At 44.3% G+C, this 21,206-nt stretch carries 19 protein-coding genes and 1 tRNA gene; 7 read left to right on the top strand and 13 right to left on the bottom strand.

Translation table 11 applies throughout. The features are described from left to right. Positions 1 to 74: 74 nt before the first annotated feature. The 5 genes from ACMXYU_RS04985 (at position 75) to ACMXYU_RS04965 (ending at position 6,135) form a co-directional block, all read left to right on the top strand. Positions 75 to 608 (top strand): TRAP transporter small permease subunit, encoded by a 534-nt coding sequence (locus ACMXYU_RS04985; protein WP_415900482.1) that lies wholly within the window; start codon positions 75 to 77, stop codon positions 606 to 608. After that, a complete protein-coding gene (locus tag ACMXYU_RS04980; RefSeq protein WP_415900481.1) occupies positions 608 to 1,993 on the top strand; it encodes a TRAP transporter large permease in 1,386 nt (461 codons plus the stop codon). The genes ACMXYU_RS04985 and ACMXYU_RS04980 overlap by 1 nt, the downstream gene beginning before the upstream one ends. Positions 1,994 to 2,227: 234 nt before the next feature. Continuing rightward, positions 2,228 to 2,965: a MipA/OmpV family protein gene (locus ACMXYU_RS04975; protein ID WP_415900480.1), complete on the top strand. Its 738-nt coding sequence runs from the start codon at positions 2,228 to 2,230 to the stop codon at positions 2,963 to 2,965. 262 nt (positions 2,966 to 3,227) lie between these two features. Further along, positions 3,228 to 4,550 carry a Na+/H+ antiporter family protein gene (locus tag ACMXYU_RS04970; RefSeq protein ID WP_415900478.1) on the top strand — a complete coding sequence of 441 codons (1,323 nt, stop codon included), beginning with the start codon at positions 3,228 to 3,230 and terminating at the stop codon, positions 4,548 to 4,550. Positions 4,551 to 4,764: 214 nt separating this feature from the next. Continuing rightward, positions 4,765 to 6,135 (top strand): glycosyltransferase, encoded by a 1,371-nt coding sequence (locus tag ACMXYU_RS04965; protein ID WP_415900477.1) that lies wholly within the window; start codon positions 4,765 to 4,767, stop codon positions 6,133 to 6,135. 110 nt (positions 6,136 to 6,245) lie between these two features. On the opposite strand, the gene ACMXYU_RS04960 is transcribed toward ACMXYU_RS04965, so the two are convergent. The 13 genes from ACMXYU_RS04960 to ACMXYU_RS04900 all read right to left on the bottom strand — a co-directional run bounded on the left by ACMXYU_RS04960 (position 6,246) and on the right by ACMXYU_RS04900 (position 18,804). Next, positions 6,246 to 6,872 (bottom strand): class I SAM-dependent methyltransferase, encoded by a 627-nt coding sequence (locus ACMXYU_RS04960; protein WP_415900476.1) that lies wholly within the window; start codon positions 6,870 to 6,872, stop codon positions 6,246 to 6,248. A 240-nt stretch (positions 6,873 to 7,112) separates the two neighbouring features. Beyond that, positions 7,113 to 7,189: transfer RNA gene (locus ACMXYU_RS04955), tRNA-Pro, on the bottom strand. 79 nt (positions 7,190 to 7,268) lie between these two features. Continuing rightward, positions 7,269 to 8,498, bottom strand: coding sequence for an FIST signal transduction protein (locus ACMXYU_RS04950; protein ID WP_415900475.1), 1,230 nt, complete (start codon positions 8,496 to 8,498; stop codon positions 7,269 to 7,271). 159 nt (positions 8,499 to 8,657) lie between these two features. Continuing rightward, a complete protein-coding gene (locus ACMXYU_RS04945) occupies positions 8,658 to 9,011 on the bottom strand; it encodes a MerR family transcriptional regulator (RefSeq protein ID WP_415881840.1) in 354 nt (117 codons plus the stop codon). Then, the gene (ihfA, locus tag ACMXYU_RS04940; RefSeq protein ID WP_415881841.1) at positions 8,989 to 9,294 is read right to left on the bottom strand and encodes an integration host factor subunit alpha; all 306 of its coding nucleotides are present in this window, start codon (positions 9,292 to 9,294) and stop codon (positions 8,989 to 8,991) included. Before ihfA ends, ACMXYU_RS04945 begins: the two co-directional genes overlap by 23 nt. Before the next feature lie 20 nt (positions 9,295 to 9,314). After that, positions 9,315 to 11,711 carry a phenylalanine--tRNA ligase subunit beta gene (gene pheT / locus ACMXYU_RS04935; protein ID WP_415900474.1) on the bottom strand — a complete coding sequence of 799 codons (2,397 nt, stop codon included), beginning with the start codon at positions 11,709 to 11,711 and terminating at the stop codon, positions 9,315 to 9,317. Between the two features lie 49 nt (positions 11,712 to 11,760). After that, positions 11,761 to 12,744, bottom strand: coding sequence for a phenylalanine--tRNA ligase subunit alpha (gene pheS / locus ACMXYU_RS04930; RefSeq protein WP_415900473.1), 984 nt, complete (start codon positions 12,742 to 12,744; stop codon positions 11,761 to 11,763). A gap of 163 nt (positions 12,745 to 12,907) precedes the next feature. After that, positions 12,908 to 13,264: a 50S ribosomal protein L20 gene (gene rplT, locus ACMXYU_RS04925; protein ID WP_415881844.1), complete on the bottom strand. Its 357-nt coding sequence runs from the start codon at positions 13,262 to 13,264 to the stop codon at positions 12,908 to 12,910. Between the two features lie 38 nt (positions 13,265 to 13,302). Beyond that, complete coding sequence (gene rpmI / locus ACMXYU_RS04920; protein ID WP_007022505.1) at positions 13,303 to 13,497, bottom strand: 50S ribosomal protein L35; 195 nt, start codon at positions 13,495 to 13,497, stop codon at positions 13,303 to 13,305. 104 nt (positions 13,498 to 13,601) lie between these two features. After that, positions 13,602 to 14,147 (bottom strand): translation initiation factor IF-3, encoded by a 546-nt coding sequence (infC, locus tag ACMXYU_RS04915; RefSeq protein ID WP_415901097.1) that lies wholly within the window; start codon positions 14,145 to 14,147, stop codon positions 13,602 to 13,604. 27 nt (positions 14,148 to 14,174) lie between these two features. After that, positions 14,175 to 16,094 carry a threonine--tRNA ligase gene (gene thrS / locus ACMXYU_RS04910; protein WP_415900472.1) on the bottom strand — a complete coding sequence of 640 codons (1,920 nt, stop codon included), beginning with the start codon at positions 16,092 to 16,094 and terminating at the stop codon, positions 14,175 to 14,177. 147 nt (positions 16,095 to 16,241) lie between these two features. Next, positions 16,242 to 18,011 carry an ATP-binding protein gene (locus ACMXYU_RS04905; protein ID WP_415900471.1) on the bottom strand — a complete coding sequence of 590 codons (1,770 nt, stop codon included), beginning with the start codon at positions 18,009 to 18,011 and terminating at the stop codon, positions 16,242 to 16,244. A gap of 91 nt (positions 18,012 to 18,102) precedes the next feature. Then, complete coding sequence (locus ACMXYU_RS04900; RefSeq protein WP_415900470.1) at positions 18,103 to 18,804, bottom strand: FadR/GntR family transcriptional regulator; 702 nt, start codon at positions 18,802 to 18,804, stop codon at positions 18,103 to 18,105. Between the two features lie 190 nt (positions 18,805 to 18,994). Here ACMXYU_RS04900 and ACMXYU_RS04895 point away from each other — a divergent pair, with 190 nt between their 5' ends. Together ACMXYU_RS04895 and ACMXYU_RS04890 are read left to right on the top strand one after the other, a co-directional pair. After that, on the top strand, positions 18,995 to 19,786 hold the full coding sequence (locus ACMXYU_RS04895) for a (Fe-S)-binding protein (RefSeq protein ID WP_415881848.1): 792 nt from the start codon (positions 18,995 to 18,997) through the stop codon (positions 19,784 to 19,786). Between the two features lie 6 nt (positions 19,787 to 19,792). Continuing rightward, positions 19,793 to 21,205, top strand: coding sequence for a LutB/LldF family L-lactate oxidation iron-sulfur protein (locus tag ACMXYU_RS04890; protein ID WP_415900469.1), 1,413 nt, complete (start codon positions 19,793 to 19,795; stop codon positions 21,203 to 21,205). Position 21,206: the final 1 nt, after the last annotated feature.

The following is a 21,206-nucleotide window of genomic DNA, read 5'->3' as shown; positions in this document are numbered from 1 at the left end:
AATACCCGTTCAGAACGGTTATTCGACCGTTCTGAACACCTCTTTTCTTTTCAGAATTTCCAAGGGTGGGTCCCGTGAATAATCTGTCTTCCTCTCATCAAGAGCAGGTTGCATTTGCTGATGCAATCGATCTGTTCATACGTAGGACTGGGATGCTTATCGCATCGGTATATGTCGTATTAGTGCTGGTGATCATCACCCAGGTGGTTCTGCGTAAAGGTTTTGCTAGTGGTTTAATCGCTTTAGAAGAGCTTCAATGGCATCTCTATGCTGTCGGCGTTATGTTTGGTTTAGCTTATGCGCAAGTCAATAACGCCCATATCCGCGTTGATCTTCTCTACGGAAAATTCCGATTGCGCACCAAGGCATGGGTCGAAATTTTGGGCATGCTATTTCTGGTCTTCCCTTTTATTGCCGTCGTATTTTTCCACAGTCTCGAATTTGTTCATTCCGCATGGGTCATCAATGAGCATTCCGACGCTCCTTCAGGGCTTCCATACCGCTGGCTCATTAAAGCAGTCATACCTGCCAGTTTTGGCCTTTTATTCCTAGCTTGTGTGTCACGCTTCATTCGAGATATCTGCTTTTTGTTACGAGGTAAGCACTGATGGAAATCAATGAGATTCTTGTCATTGCGATGTTCCTATCATTCATCGCACTACTTTTTACCGGTATCCCCGTTGCCTACGTGCTGGGTGGTATTGGCGTTATTTTTGCCCTAGTCGGCTACCTATCTGATATCTACTTAGGCACTTTAACTGGACTAGATTTCACCACCTTAGGGCTTGTGGTTAACCGCCTGTTTAAGATCATGGATAACTGGATTCTGGTCGCCCTGCCGATGTTCATTTTTATGGGCAATATGCTAGACAAATCCGGTGTAGCAGAGCAGTTGATGGAATCCCTTCAGGAACTGTTCGGCAAAGTCCGCGGCGGCTTGGCTATCACTGTAACAGTAATCGGTATTATCCTTGCGGCATCCACTGGCATTATAGGTGCGTCCGTCGTATTGCTAGCGATGATGTCATTACCGTCGATGCAAAAACAAGGTTACTCACTACCGCTTGCGTTGGGCACAATCGCCAGTGCTGGTACTTTAGGTATTTTAATACCCCCAAGTATTATGCTGGTAATCATGGCCGACCAATTAGGTTTGTCTGTAGGCGATCTGTTTATGGGTGCGGTATTCCCAGGTCTAATTTTGGGCGGTTTATATATCGCCTATATCCTGATCACAGGCTTTATTAAACCTGAAGCGGCCCCAGTTCCTCAGGACGTCCAGCCTGTTACTATGAATACAGTAATCAAGGTATTAAAAGCGATCACCCCAACAGTACTACTTATCTTTGTTGTTTTGGGTTCCATATTCGCAGGTATAGCAACGCCGACAGAGGCCTCAGGTGTAGGTGCCTTCGGTGCTACGCTGCTTGCAATATACAATCGCAAATATAACTTCAAAGTACTGAAGGAAGTTTTACACGGCACTTACAACACTACTGCTTATATCTTTGCCATCTTTATCGGAGCAACTTGTTTCGCACTAGTCTTACGTGAATTGGGTGGTGATGAGCTGATCGAAAGCTTCCTAACCGGCTTACCATTTGGGGATTACGGCATAGTCGCGTTTATTCTGTTGATTATCTTCCTACTGGGGTTCTTCCTAGATTGGATAGAAATCACGCTGATTATTCTGCCTCTATTAGCGCCAGTAATTTCAGCTTTAGGATTAGATATCAATGGCTACGGAGTTGTGGATAACCCAGAATTAGTCTGGTTTGTAATGCTCGTTGCGATGGCTTTACAAACATCATTCCTCACCCCACCGGTAGGGTTTGCACTGTTCTATTTAAAAGGTGTTTGTCCGCCAGAGGTAAAACTCACTCAAATTTACCGAGGTGTAATTCCGTTCATCCTCCTGCAGTTGGCTGCATTGGTAATGCTCGTCTTCTGGCCTCAGTTGGTAACTTGGCTACCGGCATTCGCTTACGGCTAAGAAAATTTGAATAGCTGATACCTAAAAACTCCTCTTTAAGAGGAGTTTTTTGTTTTCGCAATATAGATAAACACCTACTCGCCTATCTGTAATCCCTAATTTTGGAGTCAGCCTAAGACTGTCATCCTTAACCTCAAGTTAGTACAGGTTAACTCTTTTAAAGGGACTCCCCCTTCTCCTTGACCGAGTAACTCAAAACTGGCTCAGGAATATCCTTTATAGGAGATAGGCAAATTGAAATCACAAATAGCGATAGTCACAGGTATTTTATTAAGCTTTAACGCAGCAGCGGATGAGGAATGGATCTTTGGTATCGGAGCAGGCGTTACAAGTTATGAGAGTGCATATAAAGGTGTAGGTACTGAAACTACTGCATTCCCTAGCTTATACGCACAGAAAGGTAACTTTTTGTTAATGGGAAACAAAGCTCAATATACTCTTTACGGTAATAGTAAATTCCAATTCAATCTATTAGGCCAATACCGTTTCGAAGGCTATGAAGCAGACGATTCCTATATGCTTAATAGCATGGAAGAGCGTGATGGCGCACTCGAAGCAGGTATCAGTGCATCGTTCGATACACACTACGGCATATTGTCAGCCTCTTTTGTGACAGATATCTCTGATACCCACGAAGGGCATGAATTATCTGTTGGCTGGGCCAAACCTTATCAGCTTAATGCCAAGTGGATGGTAAAACCCTCTTTAGAACTAAACTGGCGAAGTGATGACCTGAACAATTATTACTACGGCGTAAAGTCGAACGAAGCAACCGCACAACGAGCTGTGTACAAAGCAGATAGCAGTATGAGCTACCGAGCAGGTGTGGATGCTTTTTATGTAGTGGATAAGCAGCAAACTATCCAGATGGGTATCGGCGTTAATGGTTGGGGCAGTGAGGTAGAGGATAGCCCTATTGTTGATCGCAGCAACAGCCCTGAAGTAAAAGCAGCTTACACTTTCCGTTTCTAGTCGATCTAGTTGGAGGTTACGGCAGATAAATAACAGGCCACTTTTATATTGCCGTGACCTCAACTCTATATTTCAACTACCCATTACCAATCCCTTTTATCTGTAGTATTTCGCCCTGAATTTCGTAAAAAAACTAGGCTAATAGCGCGAGAAAAAAGTAATTTTAGCCGCTAAACCTGTTTTGAATTTTACATATTGACTCCCCTACGCTCTTCCCCCATGGTGCGCCCTTTTTTTAAAATGTGGAGCCCTAGGCTTAACTATGAACGCAGTGATTATTGCAGTGCTAACCATGTTGGTGCTGAGCCTTTTTAGAACCCATGTTGTTATTGCTCTTTTGATTGGCGCACTTGTCGGCGGCTTGTCAGGAGGATTGAGTCTAGATGCTACAATCAATGCTTTTAATGCTGGGATTGGCGGCGGTGCAAGCGTTGCCTTAAGCTATGCATTGCTTGGTGGCTTTGCAGTCGCAATTGCACAATCAGGCCTGCCACACTTGTTAGCGAATAAAGCAATAACAGTGATTGGCCAAGACCCTACGCCAGCACGCGTCAACAAGATCAAAACGCTACTACTCCTAATCATCTTAGCGGTAGCCATTTCGTCACAAAACTTAATCCCAATCCACATTGCATTCATCCCACTATTAATACCGCCTTTGCTTCTAGCGATGAGCAAACTGAAATTGGATCGACGTTTAATTGCCTGCGTACTGACCTTTGGCCTAGTAACCCCTTATATGCTTCTACCGGTAGGGTTTGGAGGAATATTCCTCAACGAAATTCTACTTAAACATATTGGTCAAGGCGGACTCGATACAACAGGTATTTCAGTGATTCAAGCGATGAGCATACCTGCTGCAGGGATGTTGTGTGGACTATTGATCGCAGTTTTCATCAGTTATCGCGGGAAACGCCGATATGATCAGTCTAAGATTAATGCAGTAGAAAACAACGTTAATGACTTCAATTCTAAGAGCATTATCGTTGCTCTGTTAGCAATCGGTGTAGCCTTCGTAACACAGCTAGTTACCAACTCCATGATCATCGGGGCTATGCTTGGCTTTATCCTATTTACCGTTACTGGAGTGATCCGTTGGAAAGAATCTGACGGCGTATTGACCGATGGTATGAAAATGATGGCAACCATTGGCTTTATCATGATTGCCGCATCAGGTTTTGCAGAGGTGCTTAAGGAAACCGGCGATATCGCTGCACTAGTGACGAGTTCAGTAGACGTTATTGGCCAAAATAAACCAATAGCGGCCTTCTTGATGTTATTGGTGGGTTTGCTAATTACTATGGGTATAGGCTCATCGTTTTCAACAATCCCAATTATTGCAGCTATCTACGTACCATTAGCTATTCAGTTAGGCTTTAGCCCTTTAGCTATCGTTGCTCTAGTCGGCACAGCAGCAGCTTTAGGTGATGCAGGCTCCCCTGCGTCTGACTCGACCCTAGGCCCAACATCAGGCTTAAACGTCGATGGGCAACACAATCATATCTGGGATACGGTTGTACCAACATTCTTGCACTATAACTTACCTCTACTAGCCTTTGGTTGGTTTGCAGCTGTAACGTTATAAAAGCACACAACGGGCAGGCCTTAGCTTAAAGTAAGGCCTGCACCCTGCCTCCGAGAGCACTGCTTCAATCTACATTTACTCTTTAGCAAAGATTAGAAAATAATTCTTAAGAACTAAGACTAAGGATCTATGGGAATTGCTTTATTAGCTGAGCAACTAGGCGCATAATCCGCGCCAAATCTTTAACACGCCCTTCAGGGGTCGAGACATTAGCATGTTGCAGAAAGGCCGAATTTCCTCTCGATCGATTATCAATACAGTCATCGCGTACAGCATAACCGGCTTTATTCTATGCCTTGCCTATACACAGACCAGCCATGAAACTGAGTTTTTAGCTAACTACCGCTTAGTATTAACGCTTGTACTTATCCCAATTATCATAAAATTCTTGATCCAACTGATCGCAGCCCCCCTCTCAGGAGTCATTGATTTCTTTCGAGACAAACCCGTTTTAGGCCAAGAACCCTCTGTGAGTGTATTAATTCCAGCATGGAATGAAGAGGTTGGTATTATAAACACCCTACGATCTGCGTTAGCTGCCGACTATAACAACTATGAAGTGATCGTCATCAATGATGGATCAACTGATAAAACCGACCAGTTCCTTAGTGAATTTATTACACAGTACAACCCCAACAATCCAATAAAACTACGCTACTTTGCACTAGAGAACGGGGGCAAAGCCAAAGCGCTTAATCATGCACTACAGTATGCGAAAGGAGAGATCGTACTCACTATCGACGCTGACAGCCTAATGCACCCCAAGGCTATTCGGAACATGGTAAAGAAATTTTCATCCGATAAGGTAGCTGCTGTTGCTGGCAACGTAGCCATCGGTAATGGCCATGCAGGGCTCGGGATTATCCAACAACTCGAATATCTTTGCGGCTTCTTTATGAAAAGAGCTGATTCTGTTTTTAATGCGGTTTACATTATTGGCGGAGCCGCTGCAGCGTATCGCCGATCCGTACTTATTGAGGCAGGTGGATTTGATCACAATGTAATTACTGAAGACATTGAAATATCTACCCGTATACTAGGCATGGGTTATCACTGCCGTTACGCACCTGACGCCATCATTTATACGGAGGGCCCTTCGGATCTAAAGAGCCTCTGCAATCAGCGTTTGCGCTGGAAGTATGGGCGTTTTCAAACCTTTATCAAACATCGTGAACTGTTTTTTAATAGTTCGAAAACCAATAACTATTATCTGTCCTGGTTACTTTTGCCAACAGCGCTTTATGCAGAGTTTCTATTACTACTAGAGCTTCCCTTGCTAACCCTATTTTTCACCTACATTGTTTACACTGGTGACTATATCACCCTAAGTCTTTGCATCTTACTAATCTCGGCGCTTGTTAGTTTCCAGACTTCGTATGACTCCCAGCCACGTTTCCATGTGCGGATGCTCTATTACGCTCCCATCGCTTGGCTAATCTGGTATGTCGTCGATGCGGTCGAGTTCCAAGCACTCATCAGAAGCTTAAAGCGACTAAAACGCAAAGAAGGTCTTCAATGGCAATCATGGAATAGAACAGGATTAGCAAATCCATCACCTACTGAGCCTGAGAAACCGATGCTATAACGAAAAGACTCTACTCATTTGACTGCTTAATGGATTCTACATTGGTCATCGTTCAGCTCTTTAAAACAAGGCTCTCAAATAAAGAAAAGAATTAACAAAGACCGGCAACCTCAACGCTGACTGACAATTGCCAACCAAGGCTGTTGCTCACGAGGTAAACCTGCTGGGCGATAATAATGATCAAGAATACGAAAACCTGCATCCTCTAGATATTGAGCAGTCACCTCTAACTCCATATAGTGACCATAACGCTCACCATTCCACCCTTCCGCCGCCCCTCTAGGATTTGAAGTAAATAAAATCCCATTTGGTTTCAACGCAATATAGCATTTAGACAAAACCTCACCGAGCATCTGACTGGGGACGTGGAACATAGAAGCATTAGCAAAAATTCCATCAAAGCACTCTTCCCCTAAATCGAGATGACAAAACGACTGATTCAGCACAGGGCAACCACTATGTAATCGGGCCATCTCACAGAAAGTCTTACTTCCATCGAGCCCGGTAGGAAAATGACCTAAGGCTTTAAAAGAAAGAAGATCGCGGCCTGGCCCGCAACCCAAATCTAAAATATCCAGACCTTTTCGTTGCGGTAATGCACCTAATAAAGCATCAATATTCTGACTAACATCATGATCACGAGTACCTTGCCAATAAGACACTGCATTCGATTCATAATGCCCTAAAGTCACGCGTTCGATTTCGCTTAAACTTTCTTTGCTATAGCGATTGCCCATATAGAAATTCACACAAATGATTTTTTAAATTGTCTTTTAAAGTAATGACATCAGCTTACTCATCACCCTATCTTAGCGCGCTTCAAATGGATCAATACAGAATCAAATGGACAAGGCACGACAAGATTGATTGGTTCAGCGCCGACAGGATGCCGTAAACGTTCAGTTTGAGGCATACAACATCAAACACCAATACCTCATAGAGAGTTAGCTTAGAGAAATCATAGGATTATTAAGAAATGGTCGGGATGATAGGATTTGAACCTACGACCCCCTGCACCCCATGCAGGTGCGCTACCAAGCTGCGCTACATCCCGACTAAGAGCTTGAAAATGAACACTTTCAAGTGGCGGTTATCTTAACTGAACACTCTGAATCTGGAAAGATATTTTCCGCTTATTGAGTGATAACCTCTTCACCTATCACCATGATTGTTGCCGTCTGGTTATAGTGACCGATTGAACCGCCCTGAGTTGCTCCCTGTTCGCCAAATGTATTGAAACCTATGACAGGCACGTCTTCACCACATACTTCCTTAACCAAGCAGACATCATCCACATCTAAGCGCGCTTTCAACAGGTGACGTAAAATACAGTTAAAAATAATTACTGCGCCTATCTTCTTCGGGCTACCGGCATCGATAATCGCCTTCTGTAACGTTTCCTTGAAACGCTCCCTCGCAATATCAGCATCCGTTTTCATTTCACGCAGAAACGCACCTTTGGGAATTTCTGCATAAAAGCTCACGCCACCGTCATCATGAACCTGTTGAGCGCTTTTGATTGTGTACTCTGCAAAAACATCAGAGGATTTAATACCAAAAGGGTTTTGAATAAACAGCTCTGGCGTCAATTCTTCCCCACCTAACAGCTTTTGAAGCACCTCTGTTGCTGGCTTACCATTGAGCATCTGCACCGTCCGCCCTTTAGCCTGAGTAACAACAGCACCTTTATTAGCTGCCACGTAAGGATGGCCCATAGCGGTACCAATTTTTAAGCCACTGCTAAAGCTCGCAACAACCGCAGAGTCTTGATGAACACCATTGCTGATTTGATAACTTTTAGCATCTGAGAAATCCGTGGCCGTCGAACCACCAATGACTTGGGAGACCGTGCCTGTTTCTAAAATGAGACTACGCAAAAAAGCTTCTTCTTGCGCTGAAGTGCCATCAGGTAAGACCATATTAATGCAGGGCTTTATTCTAGAGACCTCTTTTGCCCCTTTGCTGTCTAAGGCAATGGCCATCAAAGACATGACAGCAGGGTTTGAGAGCAAGTTTGAATAAGCTTCGCGAATAGCGTCTTTGGCAGCTTGTTCAGGTTGCTTTGATAGGTTTTGACCAACGCCCAAACCGACACTGAAATAAGCGCTCTGCAGCGTCATTACAACAACGCTCGCCTCCTGTGGCCCTTGCTTAAGGCTAGAAATTTCTCCCCAGGAGCTACCGCCTACAATGGGAACAACATCTCCTACAACTGACCTAATGTCACTGTAGGCTTTCTCAACATCCAAAGAGAAACTAACAAAGCAGATGACCAAGTCTGGTTTAGGTGTGGACTCCATGGCCTGACTTGCAGCCTCAGAAGCATCTTGGTCATGACCTAAACCTACTCTTAAAATCGCCATCTCTACTTTCCTAGCTGGTTTAACAACCTAGATGCTAATCAAGCTATAGAGCACAGCCAACCGCTAAGGCGTGAAACAGTGCCAAAGTGTAAGTAGAAATAAACTATATAAGTAAAACGAGCGTTTAATATAGGGGCAAAATTAAGCACTAAGAGCAAACTAGCGCTTAATAGATTCCAATAGATCTTCTAATTCGGAGATAGTCTGTCGAAGCAACTGCTTATATTGGCTTTGATCATCTTCATTATTGTCACCCGCAAGATACTGTTTAGCACCACTTAGGGTGTAACCTTGATCGTGCAACAAGCTTTTGATCTGACGGATCAACAAAACATCCTGTCGTTGGTAATAACGGCGGTTGTTTCGTTTAACAGGCGAGATTTGTGAGAACTCTTTCTCCCAATAACGCAATACATGCGCCTTGAGATCACAAAGCTTAGCAACTTCGCCAATCGTAAAATAGCGTTTACCCGGGATCGGGTTGGGATCGTTACTCTGGGGTGTCTCCAGCATAGGTTTCGACACGGTCCTTCAGTTTCTGACCTGGGCGGAAAGTTACAACGCGGCGAGCCGAGATAGGTACTTCTTCCCCAGTTTTAGGATTCCGGCCCGGTCTTTGACGCTTATCGCGAAGGTCAAAGTTACCGAAGCCGGACAATTTTACCTGCTCGTTAGCAGCCAGACATGCCCGGATTTCATCAAAGAACGATTCCACCATCTCTTTGGCTTCACGTTTATTTAATCCTAGCTCTTCGTTCAGGCGTTCCGCCATTTCAGCTTTTGTTAACGAGCCCATGATAAATCACCTTTCGCTGCTTATTCTCGCAATGAGGCACCAAACTCACTGGCTAGTGCAGAAATAACCGCACTTGTGGCGCTGTTTATTTCTTCATCATTAAGAGTGCGCGAAGGATGCTGCCACGTCAAGCCCACAGCAAGACTTTTTCTACCTTTTTCAATACCTTGGCCTTGGTAAACGTCAAAAAGCGTTACTTCTTTAACGAATTCACCCGCTTCTTTTTCAGCCAATTGACGAACTGAATCGAAAGCTACGCCCTCATCTACAATAAGTGCTAGATCACGACGGGACTCTGGGAACTTAGAAATTTCTTGGTAGCGAGGTAGTTTGCCTTGAGTCAAAGCAGCTTGGTTAATCTCGAAAAGATATACCGCACCATTCAGACCCAACTCTTTAACCAAATTAGGATGCAATGCACCAATGTAACCAACTTTTTCGCCATTACGTTCAATACGCGCAGTCTGACCTGGGTGCAAAGCAACATGACGATCAGCTACAAACGTAAACTCATCTTCAGCTCCACCTAGGGAAAGCAGGCTTTCTAGATCACCTTTGATATCAAAGAAATCGACTTGATCTTTACCAGCATTCCAACCTTCAGGATCTCGCGCACCTGCTAGTAAACCAGCAACTACGTTTTCCTGAATGATCTCATCACCAGAAGTTGGTAGGAAACGCTGGCCGCTTTCAAATAAGCGTACACGCGCTTGCTGACGATTCTGGTTGTACTGCAAGGCTTTTACTAGGCCTGGCCAGATTGTTGTACGCATCACCGCCATTTCAGCAGAGATTGGGTTAGCTAGTGCGATACCTTCGAATTGGTCATCGAACTGCTTTTGTAGGCCAGCCTCTATAAAACTATAAGTGATCGCTTCCTGATAGCCACGTGCGATCAATGCACGACGAACATTCTGGATTGTTACTTTAGTTTCATCGTTTGCCTTGATTGGCATAGACGCTGTTGGCGTACGTACAGGTAGGTTGTTATAGCCGTACACACGCGCTAATTCTTCGATCAGATCCACTTCAATTGCGATATCAAAGCGATAAGATGGAACAGAAACGTGCCACTCACCTTCCGTAGAAGTCTTCTCTACAACCAAACCAAGACGCGTTAAGATCTCTTCAATCTCGTCAGCTGGCATTTCAAACGCCAGCATCGCATTCACTTTGCTATGACGTAGGAATACCTGACGCGCAGCTGGTAACTCATCTTGATTAACAGTTTCAACAGCTGGACCAGCTTCTCCGCCTACGATCTCAAGGAGAAGCTCTGTAGCGCGGTTAATTGCTTGATTTTGCAACTGCCAATCTACACCACGTTCAAAACGGTGAGAGGAATCTGTATGCAAACCATAAGAACGCGCACGGCCAGCAATCGAGATCGAGTTAAAGAATGCACTTTCTAGGAAAATATTCTGTGTTTCAGAAGTAACGCTGGTAGGCTCGCCACCCATGATACCTGCTATAGCAACTGGGCCATTAGCGTCGGTAATTGCCAACGTATCAGCATTAAGCTCAACTTCTTGACCGTCTAAAAGCGTTAGCTTTTCACCCTGCTCCGCACGGCGAACAACGATACCACCGGATAGTTTATCCAGATCGAAAGCGTGCATTGGCTGACCAAGCTCTAGAAGGATATAATTCGTTACATCTACAACTGGATCGATGCTACGCACACCAGAGCGCTCAAGCTTCTGTTTCATCCATAATGGTGTTTCTGCTTGTGGATTGATACCACGAATAACTCTGCCAACATAACGTGGGCAGTCAGCTGCATCTTTTAACTCTACAGGGAAAGTCGCATCGATAGTGGCTTCAACTGCATTGTCAGCAACAAAAGTAACTGGCGCTTTATTTAGCACACCCACTTCACGTGCTAAACCAGAAATACTTAGACAGTCACCACGGTTAGGCGTTAGATCTACATCGATAACTTTATCATCTAGATTTAGGTATTCACGAATACAAGTACCTACAGGCGCATCCGCTGGAAGCTCCATGATACCGTCGTGATCATCTGAAATACCTAGCTCATCTTCCGCACATAGCATGCCGAAAGACTCTACCTGACGTAGTTTCGCTTTTTTAATCTTAAACTCTTTGCCATCTGGAGTCGGTAATACCGCGTCCACCGTTGCGAAAGCTGTTTTTAAACCGGCACGAGCGTTAGGTGCACCACATACAACCTGTGCAACTTCACTACCATTAGTGACTGTGCAAACCTGAAGTTTATCTGCATTTGGGTGCTGCTCAGCCGTTAGAATTTCACCTACGATAACACCGGTAAAATCTTTAGCTGCTGCTTCAACTTCGTCTACTTCCAGACCTGCCATTGTGACTTGATCAACTAGCTCCTGCGTACTGATTGCAGGGTTAACCAACTCGCGTAACCACTTTTCACTGAATTTCATTTTGCTTTCCCGAAAATCCTGTTAATAACCGCTTAAAACGTTGTCTTGATCAGTTGAACTGATTCAGGAAACGCAGGTCGTTTTCAAAGAATAGACGCAGGTCATTTACGCCGTAACGCAACATAGCCAAACGCTCTACACCCATACCGAAAGCAAAGCCGGTGTACTCTTCAGGATCGATACCTGAAGCTTCAAATACTTTTGGATGCACCATACCGCAACCGAGTACTTCCAACCATTTACCATCACCACGGTCTATATCAACTTCAATAGAAGGCTCAGTGAACGGGAAGTAAGACGGACGGAATCGAACGCGAACATCTTCTTCGAAGAATTCACGTAGGAACTGCTCTAGTGTGCCTTTTAGGTCAGCAAAACTGATATCTTTATCCACAATCAAACCCTCTACCTGATGGAACATTGGAGAGTGCGTTTGGTCGTAGTCACAACGATATACACGGCCTGGGCAGATAATACGTAGTGGTGGTTCTTGCGATTCCATTGTACGTACCTGAACACCTGAAGTGTGCGTACGTAGCAGTGTATTCGCATTAAAATAGAATGTGTCGTGCATAGCACGAGCCGGATGGTGCGAAGGAATATTTAGCGCTTCGAAGTTGTGGTAATCATCTTCGATTTCTGGACCTTCTTCTACCGTATAGCCGATACCACCGAAAAACTCTTCAATTCGCTCCATGGTTTTAGTCACAGGGTGTAAACCACCGAGTGCTTGACCACGTCCTGGTAAAGTTACATCGATTGTTTCAGCAGCAAGCTTACTTTCTAGCGCTGCAGCTTCTAGTGCTGTTTTACGCTCATTAATCACTTCTTGAAGCGCTTGTTTGGCTTCGTTGATCTTAGCACCAGCTTGTGGGCGCTCCTCTGCAGATAGCTTGCCTAAGCCTTTAAGAAGTGCAGTAAGTTCACCTTTTTTACCCAAGTATTGAACGCGAACATCGTCCAACTGTTGAGTAGTAGTTGCCATAGCGACAGCTTCAGTACCTGCTGCCAAAAGGCTTTGAATGTTTTCCATTATCCGGCTCCGAATAGAAGGATAAATACGGTAATTGGTTAGTAATCAGTTACTTTGCCCAGTTTTCCCTAGAAAACTGGGCAAAATAACCGAAAAAATAGGGGAAGAGTTCGCACCCTTCCCCTATTTCAAAGTAGTCGCTTACACGACACTGGGTGCTAGCTTACGCTAGAGAAGCTTTAGCTTTCTCTACGATCGCTGCAAATGCGCCAGCTTCGTGAACAGCAAGATCAGCTAGAACCTTACGGTCGATCTCGATGTTAGCCTTTTTCAGACCAGCAATGAAACGGCTGTAAGACAAACCGTTGATACGAGCACCAGCGTTGATACGTGCAATCCACAATGCGCGGAACTGACGCTTACGCTGACGGCGGTCACGGTATGCATATTGACCAGCTTTGATTACCGCCTGTTTAGCAACGCGGAATACACGGCTACGAGCACCGTAATAACCTTTTGCTTTTTTCAGGACTTTCTTGTGACGACGACGAGCAACAACACCACGTTTTACGCGAGCCATGTCTTTCTTCCTCTAAATTCTGTTAGCTAAAAAATCGATTAAATATAAGGCAGCATGCGACGAACCAACGCCTTGTCTGCAGCATGTACCTGCAGCATAGGGCGAAGCTGACGCTTACGCTTAGTAGATTTCTTAGTCAGAATGTGACTAGTGAAAGACTGCTTGTGTTTGAAGCCGTTAGCGGTTTTCTTAAAACGCTTAGCCGCACCACTATTGGATTTCATCTTAGGCATTACTAAAATCTCCACGCATTCGTTAATTTTTTTTCGCCCGAAACAAACGACAAAACCCGTAGCCAACTTTTACAAGTCAGTCACGGGTTAAGGAAAGTAACGAGTTACTTTTTCTTCTTCGGAGCTAAGACCATGACCAGTTGACGGCCTTCCATCTTAGGACGCTGTTCTACAGCTGCTAACTCTTCCAAATCTTTCTCGATTCGTTGGAGTAACTGCATACCCAGTTCCTGATGGGCCATCTCACGACCACGATAACGCAAAGTTATCTTGGCTTTATCTCCTGCTTCAAGGAAACGTACCAGGTTGCGTAGCTTGACCTGATAATCCCCTTCTTCCGTATTAGGACGGAATTTCACTTCCTTGATCTGGACCTGATGCTGCTTTTTCTTGGCTTCATTCTTTTGCTTTTTCAGCTCATAAAGATGCTTGCCATAATCCATCACTTTACAAACGATGGGATCAGCTTCAGAAATTTTCACCAGATCAAGTCCCGCTTCTTGTGCTGCCACAAGAGCGTCATTTACCGGTACGATGCCAATCTGTGTTCCGTCTGGACCAATAAGTCTGCACTGTTTAGCTACTTTCAGTAGATTCTCATTGATCATGGGCTCTTCTCTGCGAGCGCCCCTTCTATTATCACGCCTGATAGTCTTATCTCCTGACTGTTTTTAGACTTATGAGTCCTGACGACCTTTCTTAGCGACATCACTGCTAAGAAGGTTTACAAAATCTTCTAGAGGCATAGCGCCTAGGTTTTCACCCGTACGAGTACGTACAGCAACCTCACCCGCCTCTACTTCTTTATCGCCTATTACAAGAAGGTAAGGCACCTTCTGTAAAGTACGCTCGCGAATTTTAAAGCCGATCTTCTCATTTCTCAAGTCTGACTCGGCTCTGAATCCTTGATTTTCAAGATTTTGAACAACTTTTTGACAATAATCAGCTTGTTTGTCCGTAATATTCATCACAACAGCCTGTACAGGCGCTAACCAAGTCGGTAATGCACCCGCAAAGTTTTCGATCAAAATACCAATGAAACGCTCAAATGAACCAAGGATTGCACGGTGCAACATCACAGGTGTTTCACGTTCACCATGTTCGTTTACAAACTGTGCACCAAGACGACCCGGCATAGAGAAATCAACCTGAATTGTACCGCACTGCCAAACTCGACCAAGGCAATCCTTCAGAGAGAATTCAATCTTAGGACCGTAGAACGCACCTTCACCTGGGAGTAGTTCCCATTTCAGGCCAGCATTATCTAGCGCATCAGATAGCGCTTTTTCTGCTTTATCCCAAACTTCATCGCTACCTACACGCTTCTCTGGACGCGTAGATAGTTTGTATTGAATCTCCTGGAAACCAAAATCCTCATACACTTCATGTAGGAAATCGATAAATTCAGATACTTCACTCTGAATGCTGTCTTCAGCACAGAAGATATGACCATCATCCTGTACGAAACCACGTACACGCATAATACCGTGAAGTGCACCTGATGGTTCGTTACGATGACAAGAACCAAACTCAGCCATACGTAATGGTAGGTCACGGTACGAACGTAGGCCTTGGTTATATACCTGAACGTGACATGGGCAGTTCATCGGCTTAACAGCAAAATCACGGCTTTCAGAGTGCGTGGTAAACATCTCTTCCGAGAATTTTTCCCAGTGGCCGGACTTTTCCCAAAGAGTACGCTCTACAACCTGTGGCGTTTTTACTTCAACGTAGTTACGACGACGAAGCTTTTGACGCATGTACTGCTCAATACCTTGGTAAAGTGTCCAACCATTTGGATGCCAGAACACCATGCCAGGCGCTTCTTCCTGTAAGTGGAACAGGTTTAGCTGTTTACCCAGTTTTCGGTGGTCGCGCTTCTCTGCTTCCTCTAGACGGTGCAGGTAAGCTTTAAGGGCTTTTTTGTCACCCCATGCAGTACCATAGATACGCTGAAGCATTTCGTTGTTGGAATCACCGCGCCAGTATGCACCAGCAACTTTCATCAGTTTAAATGCTTTGATATGGCCTGTAGAAGGCACATGCGGACCACGACATAGATCGATGAAGTCGCCTTGAGAGTAGAAAGACAGATCTTCAGCATCTGGAACAGCTTGAAGCAACTCAACTTTGTACTTCTCGCCCATCTCATCAAACATTTTGGTCGCTTCATCACGACTCATCAATGAACGAGTAACAGGTAGGTTCTGCTTAACTAGCTCCGCCATTTTCTTTTCGATCTTTTCTAGATCTTCTGGTGTAAATGGACGCTCGTAAGCAAAGTCATAATAGAAACCATCTTCAATAACAGGCCCGATCGTTACCTGCGCACCAGGGAACAATTCTTGTACAGCCATAGCCATCAAGTGAGCAGTAGAGTGACGGATAACTTCTAGACCTTCTTCATCACGCGCAGTGATGATGGCTAGGTCAGCATCATTTTCAATAGTGAAAGAAGTATCAACTTCTTTACCGTCAACTTTACCGGCCAACGCAGCTTTAGCTAAACCAGCGCCGATATCAGCAGCAACTTCAAATACAGTAACAGGGTTAGCAAACTCGCGTTTGCTACCATCTGGTAGGGTAATTACAGGCATGTTATTTCCTTGATTTCAGTGGTGACCCATACGTAAGGCCACTTATATTCGATACAAATTACTTACCGTACAAACCAAGTACGTTGTAAGTTGGCGCGATTATAGGTCAATCAAAGAAAAGGAGCTAGGACTATGTTCACTGAGGATCTATTCGGAGCCTGAACCCTTCGGCAGAGAGATTCGGATATTGATGCCTTTACCTTCGTTACTACTAAATTGGATATCGCCAAGCAGTCTATCCTTTACAAGCTCATGGATAATATACATCCCCATACCGGTTCCTCCTGAACCTTGCCGGGTTGTATAAAACTGCTCAAATACATGCTGTTGTACCTCTTCAGTGACTCCTTCGCCGTCATCATCATAAATAAGTACGTATGCTTCGGGCGTTACCTCACTGCTAAACGTTACAGTGCCGGCAACTGTTCCATCTTTAAAACCATGCATTAACGAATTGGTCAGGAGATTCGTCGCAATTTGTGCAATAGCACCTGCATCTACATTTAATTCAATAGCAAGATCAATATTATTCACAACGTCAACAGGAGCGTTCTTGTATGAAGGCTTTAAACTGAGCAGTACATCTTGGATATATTCTCGTAGATTTATCTCTCTCTCTTGCTCACTGATTTGATCAACAGCTACCTGCTTGAAGGCCTGCATTAATTCATGTGCTCGGGTTAAATTCGAATTTATTAACTCTCCAGCTTCACTATTATCTGTTAAGAATTTCTCGAATTGTGTGCGAGTCATTGTATTATTTTGAAAACTACCTAAAACTTCTGCTGTTTCCTCAATTAAAAAAGAAGAGGCGGTTTTCGACACGCCTAAGGGTGTGCTGACTTCATGCCCAATACTGCTAACTAGACGCTCTAATGCAGATAGTTTTTCGCTTTGTAGTAACTCTTTTTGAGTTACATCCAACTTATGCTGAGTTGCGCTTAACTGTGCTTCTCTATCTTCTAACAGTTGCTCATTTAGCTTAACTTCGGCTTCCAGCTTTTCTTGATATTCACGCATCGCTTGGGCATTAGCATGCAAACGTTCATGCTGTTGGGAGAATTTGTGATAGAGGAAACTTATTTCATCATGCTCATGATTATCGGGATAAGTCAGCTCAGCGCATTCTGATAACGCACCTTCCTCTTCTTTTGTATTGTGATCAGTTGAGGCCTCCAACAACATAGCTAATTTATGCAGAGGAACTTGAAATAGATAACGGTGAATTACGTAAATCGACATAACGAGGAAAGCGATTACGGCACAGATTATTAATGCCAACTTCATCCCTAGAGCCTCACCACTTTTAATCGCAGGCTCGATGATGCTATCAACTTCCAATATTCCTCTTACATCTCCAAGTTTCCAATCCACTTTAGGTGAAAAGGCATGGCTGTTGTGGCACTTTACACAGGCATCAGCGACCAAAGTGTCAGCAATAGCGACACGCACAACACTCGCACCCGCTTCATTCTTTAAGACCTTTATATATTCAGATTGAGGGTTTTCTTTAAGGTAATGCCAAGCCTGAATCGCAAACTCATCTAATTGTCGTTCGGCTCGATTAGGAAAAGGATAAAAACTATATAACTTGATCTGGGTACCTTGTTGAGTAAATTGCTCACTCAATTCATGCACCATCGTTGCGGGTAAAGGAATACTATTTGTCGTGCTCTTATGATCAATGGTGACATCAATATCAGAATGTAACAGCACTTCACCTACTACATTTTCAGTGTAATACCCTCTCAGGCGCTTAAATTGCTCAACTGTTTCTTCCGCTCTTTTTTGAGCTTCATCTATGGCTTGCTGTGTGATGGTTTTCGGTAAGTAGTATAGGATGGCAATGACTAGCAACGTCATTACGGCTAATACAGGAAATATAATTTTCCAAACCAACGACTTACGAACCTGCATTCCCCACCCTTATCACCTCTAGATAACTCTAAGAAAGTATAGGAGCATTTTTTAGGTTTGTTTAAATAAGATAGTCACATATTTCAAAGGGTTAAGAAGCTTCTAATTGCCTTCTGGTGTAGTCGATATGTTCAGTCGCAACCTTACGCGCCAACTCTGCATTTCTATTGATCAGCGCCTGATAGATTTGGGTATGTTGCGCACTAATGCCGTCTGGATAACGGCCAAACTTTTTAAGGGTTCGATCAAGTACACCATAAATTGCATTAAAGTAACGGTTATAAAAAATCTGACTGAAAGAAATAACAAGTAGATGATGACTAGCTTCCGCAATCATCATATGAAACCTAAGGTCAGCTTTGGCTTTGGCCAGTGTCGTGTTCCCACTACTTCGCGCCTGCATAGCCTCATACTCTTGTCCGATTCGATCCAGTTGTTCATCAGATGCACGTAAAGCTGCGTAATAAGCTGCTTCACCTTCTAATGCAGCCCTCATTTCCATCACTTGAACTTGGAACTCGAAATTATCGCCAATACTTTCCGACGGCATAGAGAAATGACTTTCGAGTAAGTTTCTGCAGAGGCTCCCACCGCCATGATAAGTTTCGATAATGCCTTTTAATTCGAGATCTTGAACAGCCTCACGAACCGTTGCTCGAGAAAGACTATAGCGTTCTGCCAATACGCGCTGAGATGGCAGTTTCTCGCCTGGGCTTATATCACCATACAAAATTTGGCTCTGAAGCTCAGAACTTAACTTCTGGCTTAGATTTACATCTTTCACTTTCGCCACAGAGTACCTCACACCACTTCTTGGTCAGACCAGTTAACAGTTTAGCATTTCCTTTGCGCCATCTCTTAACTATCTTTTGAGTAACAGATAAAACTTCAGGCACGAGAAACTGAAGAAAAATAAGAAACGTCAGTGACGTGAGAGCCTGATTCCTAATCAGGTAGAGCTGACCAATATAGCGATGACATTCATGCCAAATCAGAATCCTAAAGTCGGTTTATTTGTAACCTGTCTAGCAGATATGTTTAGACCGAGCGTTGCATTCGCAACCGTAAAACTACTTGAAGCTTCAGGCTGCACAGTAGAAGTACCAGAGACACAAACCTGTTGCGGGCAACCTGCTTATAACTCAGGCGACAAAGCAACCACTGCTGAAATTGCAAGAAAAACGATTGAAGCTTTTGATGGCTATGAATATGTCGTTGGCCCATCTGGTTCCTGTATTGGAATGCTGCATTATTACCCTGAGGTCTTTGACGAAAACGACCCTTGGAAGGCACGCGCATTGGACCTAAAATCGCGCGCTTTTGAGATTACCCAATTCCTAACTGACGTAGTCGATTTTGACCGTATCAATGCCGCATTTGAAGGTACGATTACCTACCACGATTCTTGCTCTGGTCTTCGCCAGCTTGGGGTTAAACAACAACCTCGCAAGCTGCTATCTAAGGTTGAAAACCTAACACTTAACGAGATGGAAGAGTCGGAAACCTGCTGTGGTTTTGGCGGTACCTTCTGCGTTAAATATCCAGACATTTCTAACCGCATGGTGTCTAACAAAACTGAATATATCAGTGACTCCGGTGCGAGTACTTTAGTCGGTGGCGATTTAGGCTGCCTATTAAATATGGCCGGCAAGCTTAAACGCGAAGGCAAGAAAATTGAAGCACGTCATGTAGTTGAGATCTTAGCTGGTATGACTGACACGCCAGCCATTGGCGAAGCAGAATATGAGCTAGCCTCTGAACTGAGCGCGGGGTAATACACGATGCATATTAAAAGCCCAGAATTTAAAGAAAACGCTCGTATAGCGCTGCATAATGTCGAACTTCAGGAAGCCCTAGGTCAGTTTAAACATGGTTTCCCTGTTAACCGCGCCAATGCCATCAAGCGCCTACCGGAGTTTGAAGATCTACGTGATGAAGCCCGTGATCTGAAAAATCACATCATTCAGAATCTAGATATCTATCTGGAACAGTTTGAAGATAACGTTGTAAAAAATGGTGGTCATGTTCACTGGTGCAGAACAGGTGACGATGCCAACCAAACCATTCTCGATATTTGTAAACAGGTAAATGCAAAGACCATCACTAAAGGTAAGTCGATGGTTTCGGAAGAAACCGGTCTGAACGAATACCTTGAAGCTAATGGTGTACGCCCTGTCGAGACAGATTTGGGGGAATATATCCTACAACTTCGTGATGATCATCCGAGCCATATTATTGCACCGGCGATACATCTGAATGTTAACGATGTATCTGAGACATTCCACGAACATCACAAGCGTCCTAAAACAGAAGATCCACAGGCGCTAATGAAGGAAGCTCGCGAAGTACTACGAAAAGAATTCGTAGGTGCTGATGTCGGGCTTACTGGAGCCAACTTCCTGGTAGCAGAAACTGGATCAACCATCATCGTGACCAACGAAGGTAATGGCGATCTTACTCAAACCCTGCCAAAAACTCACATTGTGATTACTTCCATCGAGAAGGTCGTACCTACACTGGAAGATATGAGTCTATTTCTTCGACTGCTAGCTCGATCTGCGACAGGTCAGGAATTTACGGTATACAACACGTTATCCACAGGGCCGAAACGCGCTGAAGATCAAGATGGTCCAGAGAACTTCCACGTTGTATTAGTTGATAACGGCCGTAGTGAGATGGTCGGAACAGAGTTTCAAGATATGCTTCGCTGTATCCGATGCTCTTCTTGTATGAACCACTGCCCTGTATACGGTGCTGTTGGTGGCCACTCTTACGGTTGGGTTTACCCAGGTCCTATGGGCTCTGTTTTAACCCCTAAGATGATCGGCATTGACAAAGCTGCGCATCTGCCAAACGCCTCAACATCTTGTGGTAAATGTGAAGAAGTATGCCCTGTGCGTATTCCTCTTCCAAAATTGATGCGTCACTGGCGAGAGAAAGAGTTTGAAAAGCACTTAACACCCAAAGCTGTCAGGTTTGGTATCGCTGGCTGGGCATTTTTTGCCAAACGCCCTGCCCTATACCGCTGGTTAGCAAGAAGCTCTGCTTGGTTTATGAACAAACTCGCTGGTAAGAAAGGCCGCATCAAGAAAATGCCGTTAGCCGGTGGCTGGACTGATTGGCGTGATATGCCGGCACCTCAAGGCAAAACCTTTATGGATCAATGGAAAGCCCACAATAAGGCGGAGAAGTAAG

The organism is Neptuniibacter sp. QD48_11, from assembly GCF_047778095.1.
Classification (GTDB): Bacteria; Pseudomonadota; Gammaproteobacteria; order Pseudomonadales; family Balneatricaceae; genus Neptuniibacter.
Note: the sequence above shows the minus strand (reverse complement) of the source record. Positions and strands in the feature narration are given on the sequence as shown.

Excerpts from the sequence above, each read along its gene's own strand:
- ACMXYU_RS04980 (WP_415900481.1), top strand. The coding sequence starts at position 608 with ATGGAAATCAATGAGATTCTTGTCATTGCGATGTTCCTATCATTCATC.
- ACMXYU_RS04970 (WP_415900478.1), top strand. The coding sequence starts at position 3,228 with ATGAACGCAGTGATTATTGCAGTGCTAACCATGTTGGTGCTGAGCCTT.
- ACMXYU_RS04965 (WP_415900477.1), top strand. The coding sequence starts at position 4,765 with ATGTTGCAGAAAGGCCGAATTTCCTCTCGATCGATTATCAATACAGTC.
- ACMXYU_RS04960 (WP_415900476.1), bottom strand. The coding sequence starts at position 6,872 with ATGGGCAATCGCTATAGCAAAGAAAGTTTAAGCGAAATCGAACGCGTG.
- ACMXYU_RS04950 (WP_415900475.1), bottom strand. The coding sequence starts at position 8,498 with ATGGCGATTTTAAGAGTAGGTTTAGGTCATGACCAAGATGCTTCTGAG.
- ACMXYU_RS04945 (WP_415881840.1), bottom strand. The coding sequence starts at position 9,011 with ATGCTGGAGACACCCCAGAGTAACGATCCCAACCCGATCCCGGGTAAA.
- ihfA (WP_415881841.1), bottom strand. The coding sequence starts at position 9,294 with ATGGGCTCGTTAACAAAAGCTGAAATGGCGGAACGCCTGAACGAAGAG.
- pheT (WP_415900474.1), bottom strand. The coding sequence starts at position 11,711 with ATGAAATTCAGTGAAAAGTGGTTACGCGAGTTGGTTAACCCTGCAATC.
- pheS (WP_415900473.1), bottom strand. The coding sequence starts at position 12,744 with ATGGAAAACATTCAAAGCCTTTTGGCAGCAGGTACTGAAGCTGTCGCT.
- rplT (WP_415881844.1), bottom strand. The coding sequence starts at position 13,264 with ATGGCTCGCGTAAAACGTGGTGTTGTTGCTCGTCGTCGTCACAAGAAA.
- rpmI (WP_007022505.1), bottom strand. The coding sequence starts at position 13,497 with ATGCCTAAGATGAAATCCAATAGTGGTGCGGCTAAGCGTTTTAAGAAA.
- thrS (WP_415900472.1), bottom strand. The coding sequence starts at position 16,094 with ATGCCTGTAATTACCCTACCAGATGGTAGCAAACGCGAGTTTGCTAAC.
- ACMXYU_RS04905 (WP_415900471.1), bottom strand. The coding sequence starts at position 18,011 with ATGCAGGTTCGTAAGTCGTTGGTTTGGAAAATTATATTTCCTGTATTA.
- ACMXYU_RS04895 (WP_415881848.1), top strand. The coding sequence starts at position 18,995 with ATGCCAAATCAGAATCCTAAAGTCGGTTTATTTGTAACCTGTCTAGCA.
- ACMXYU_RS04890 (WP_415900469.1), top strand. The coding sequence starts at position 19,793 with ATGCATATTAAAAGCCCAGAATTTAAAGAAAACGCTCGTATAGCGCTG.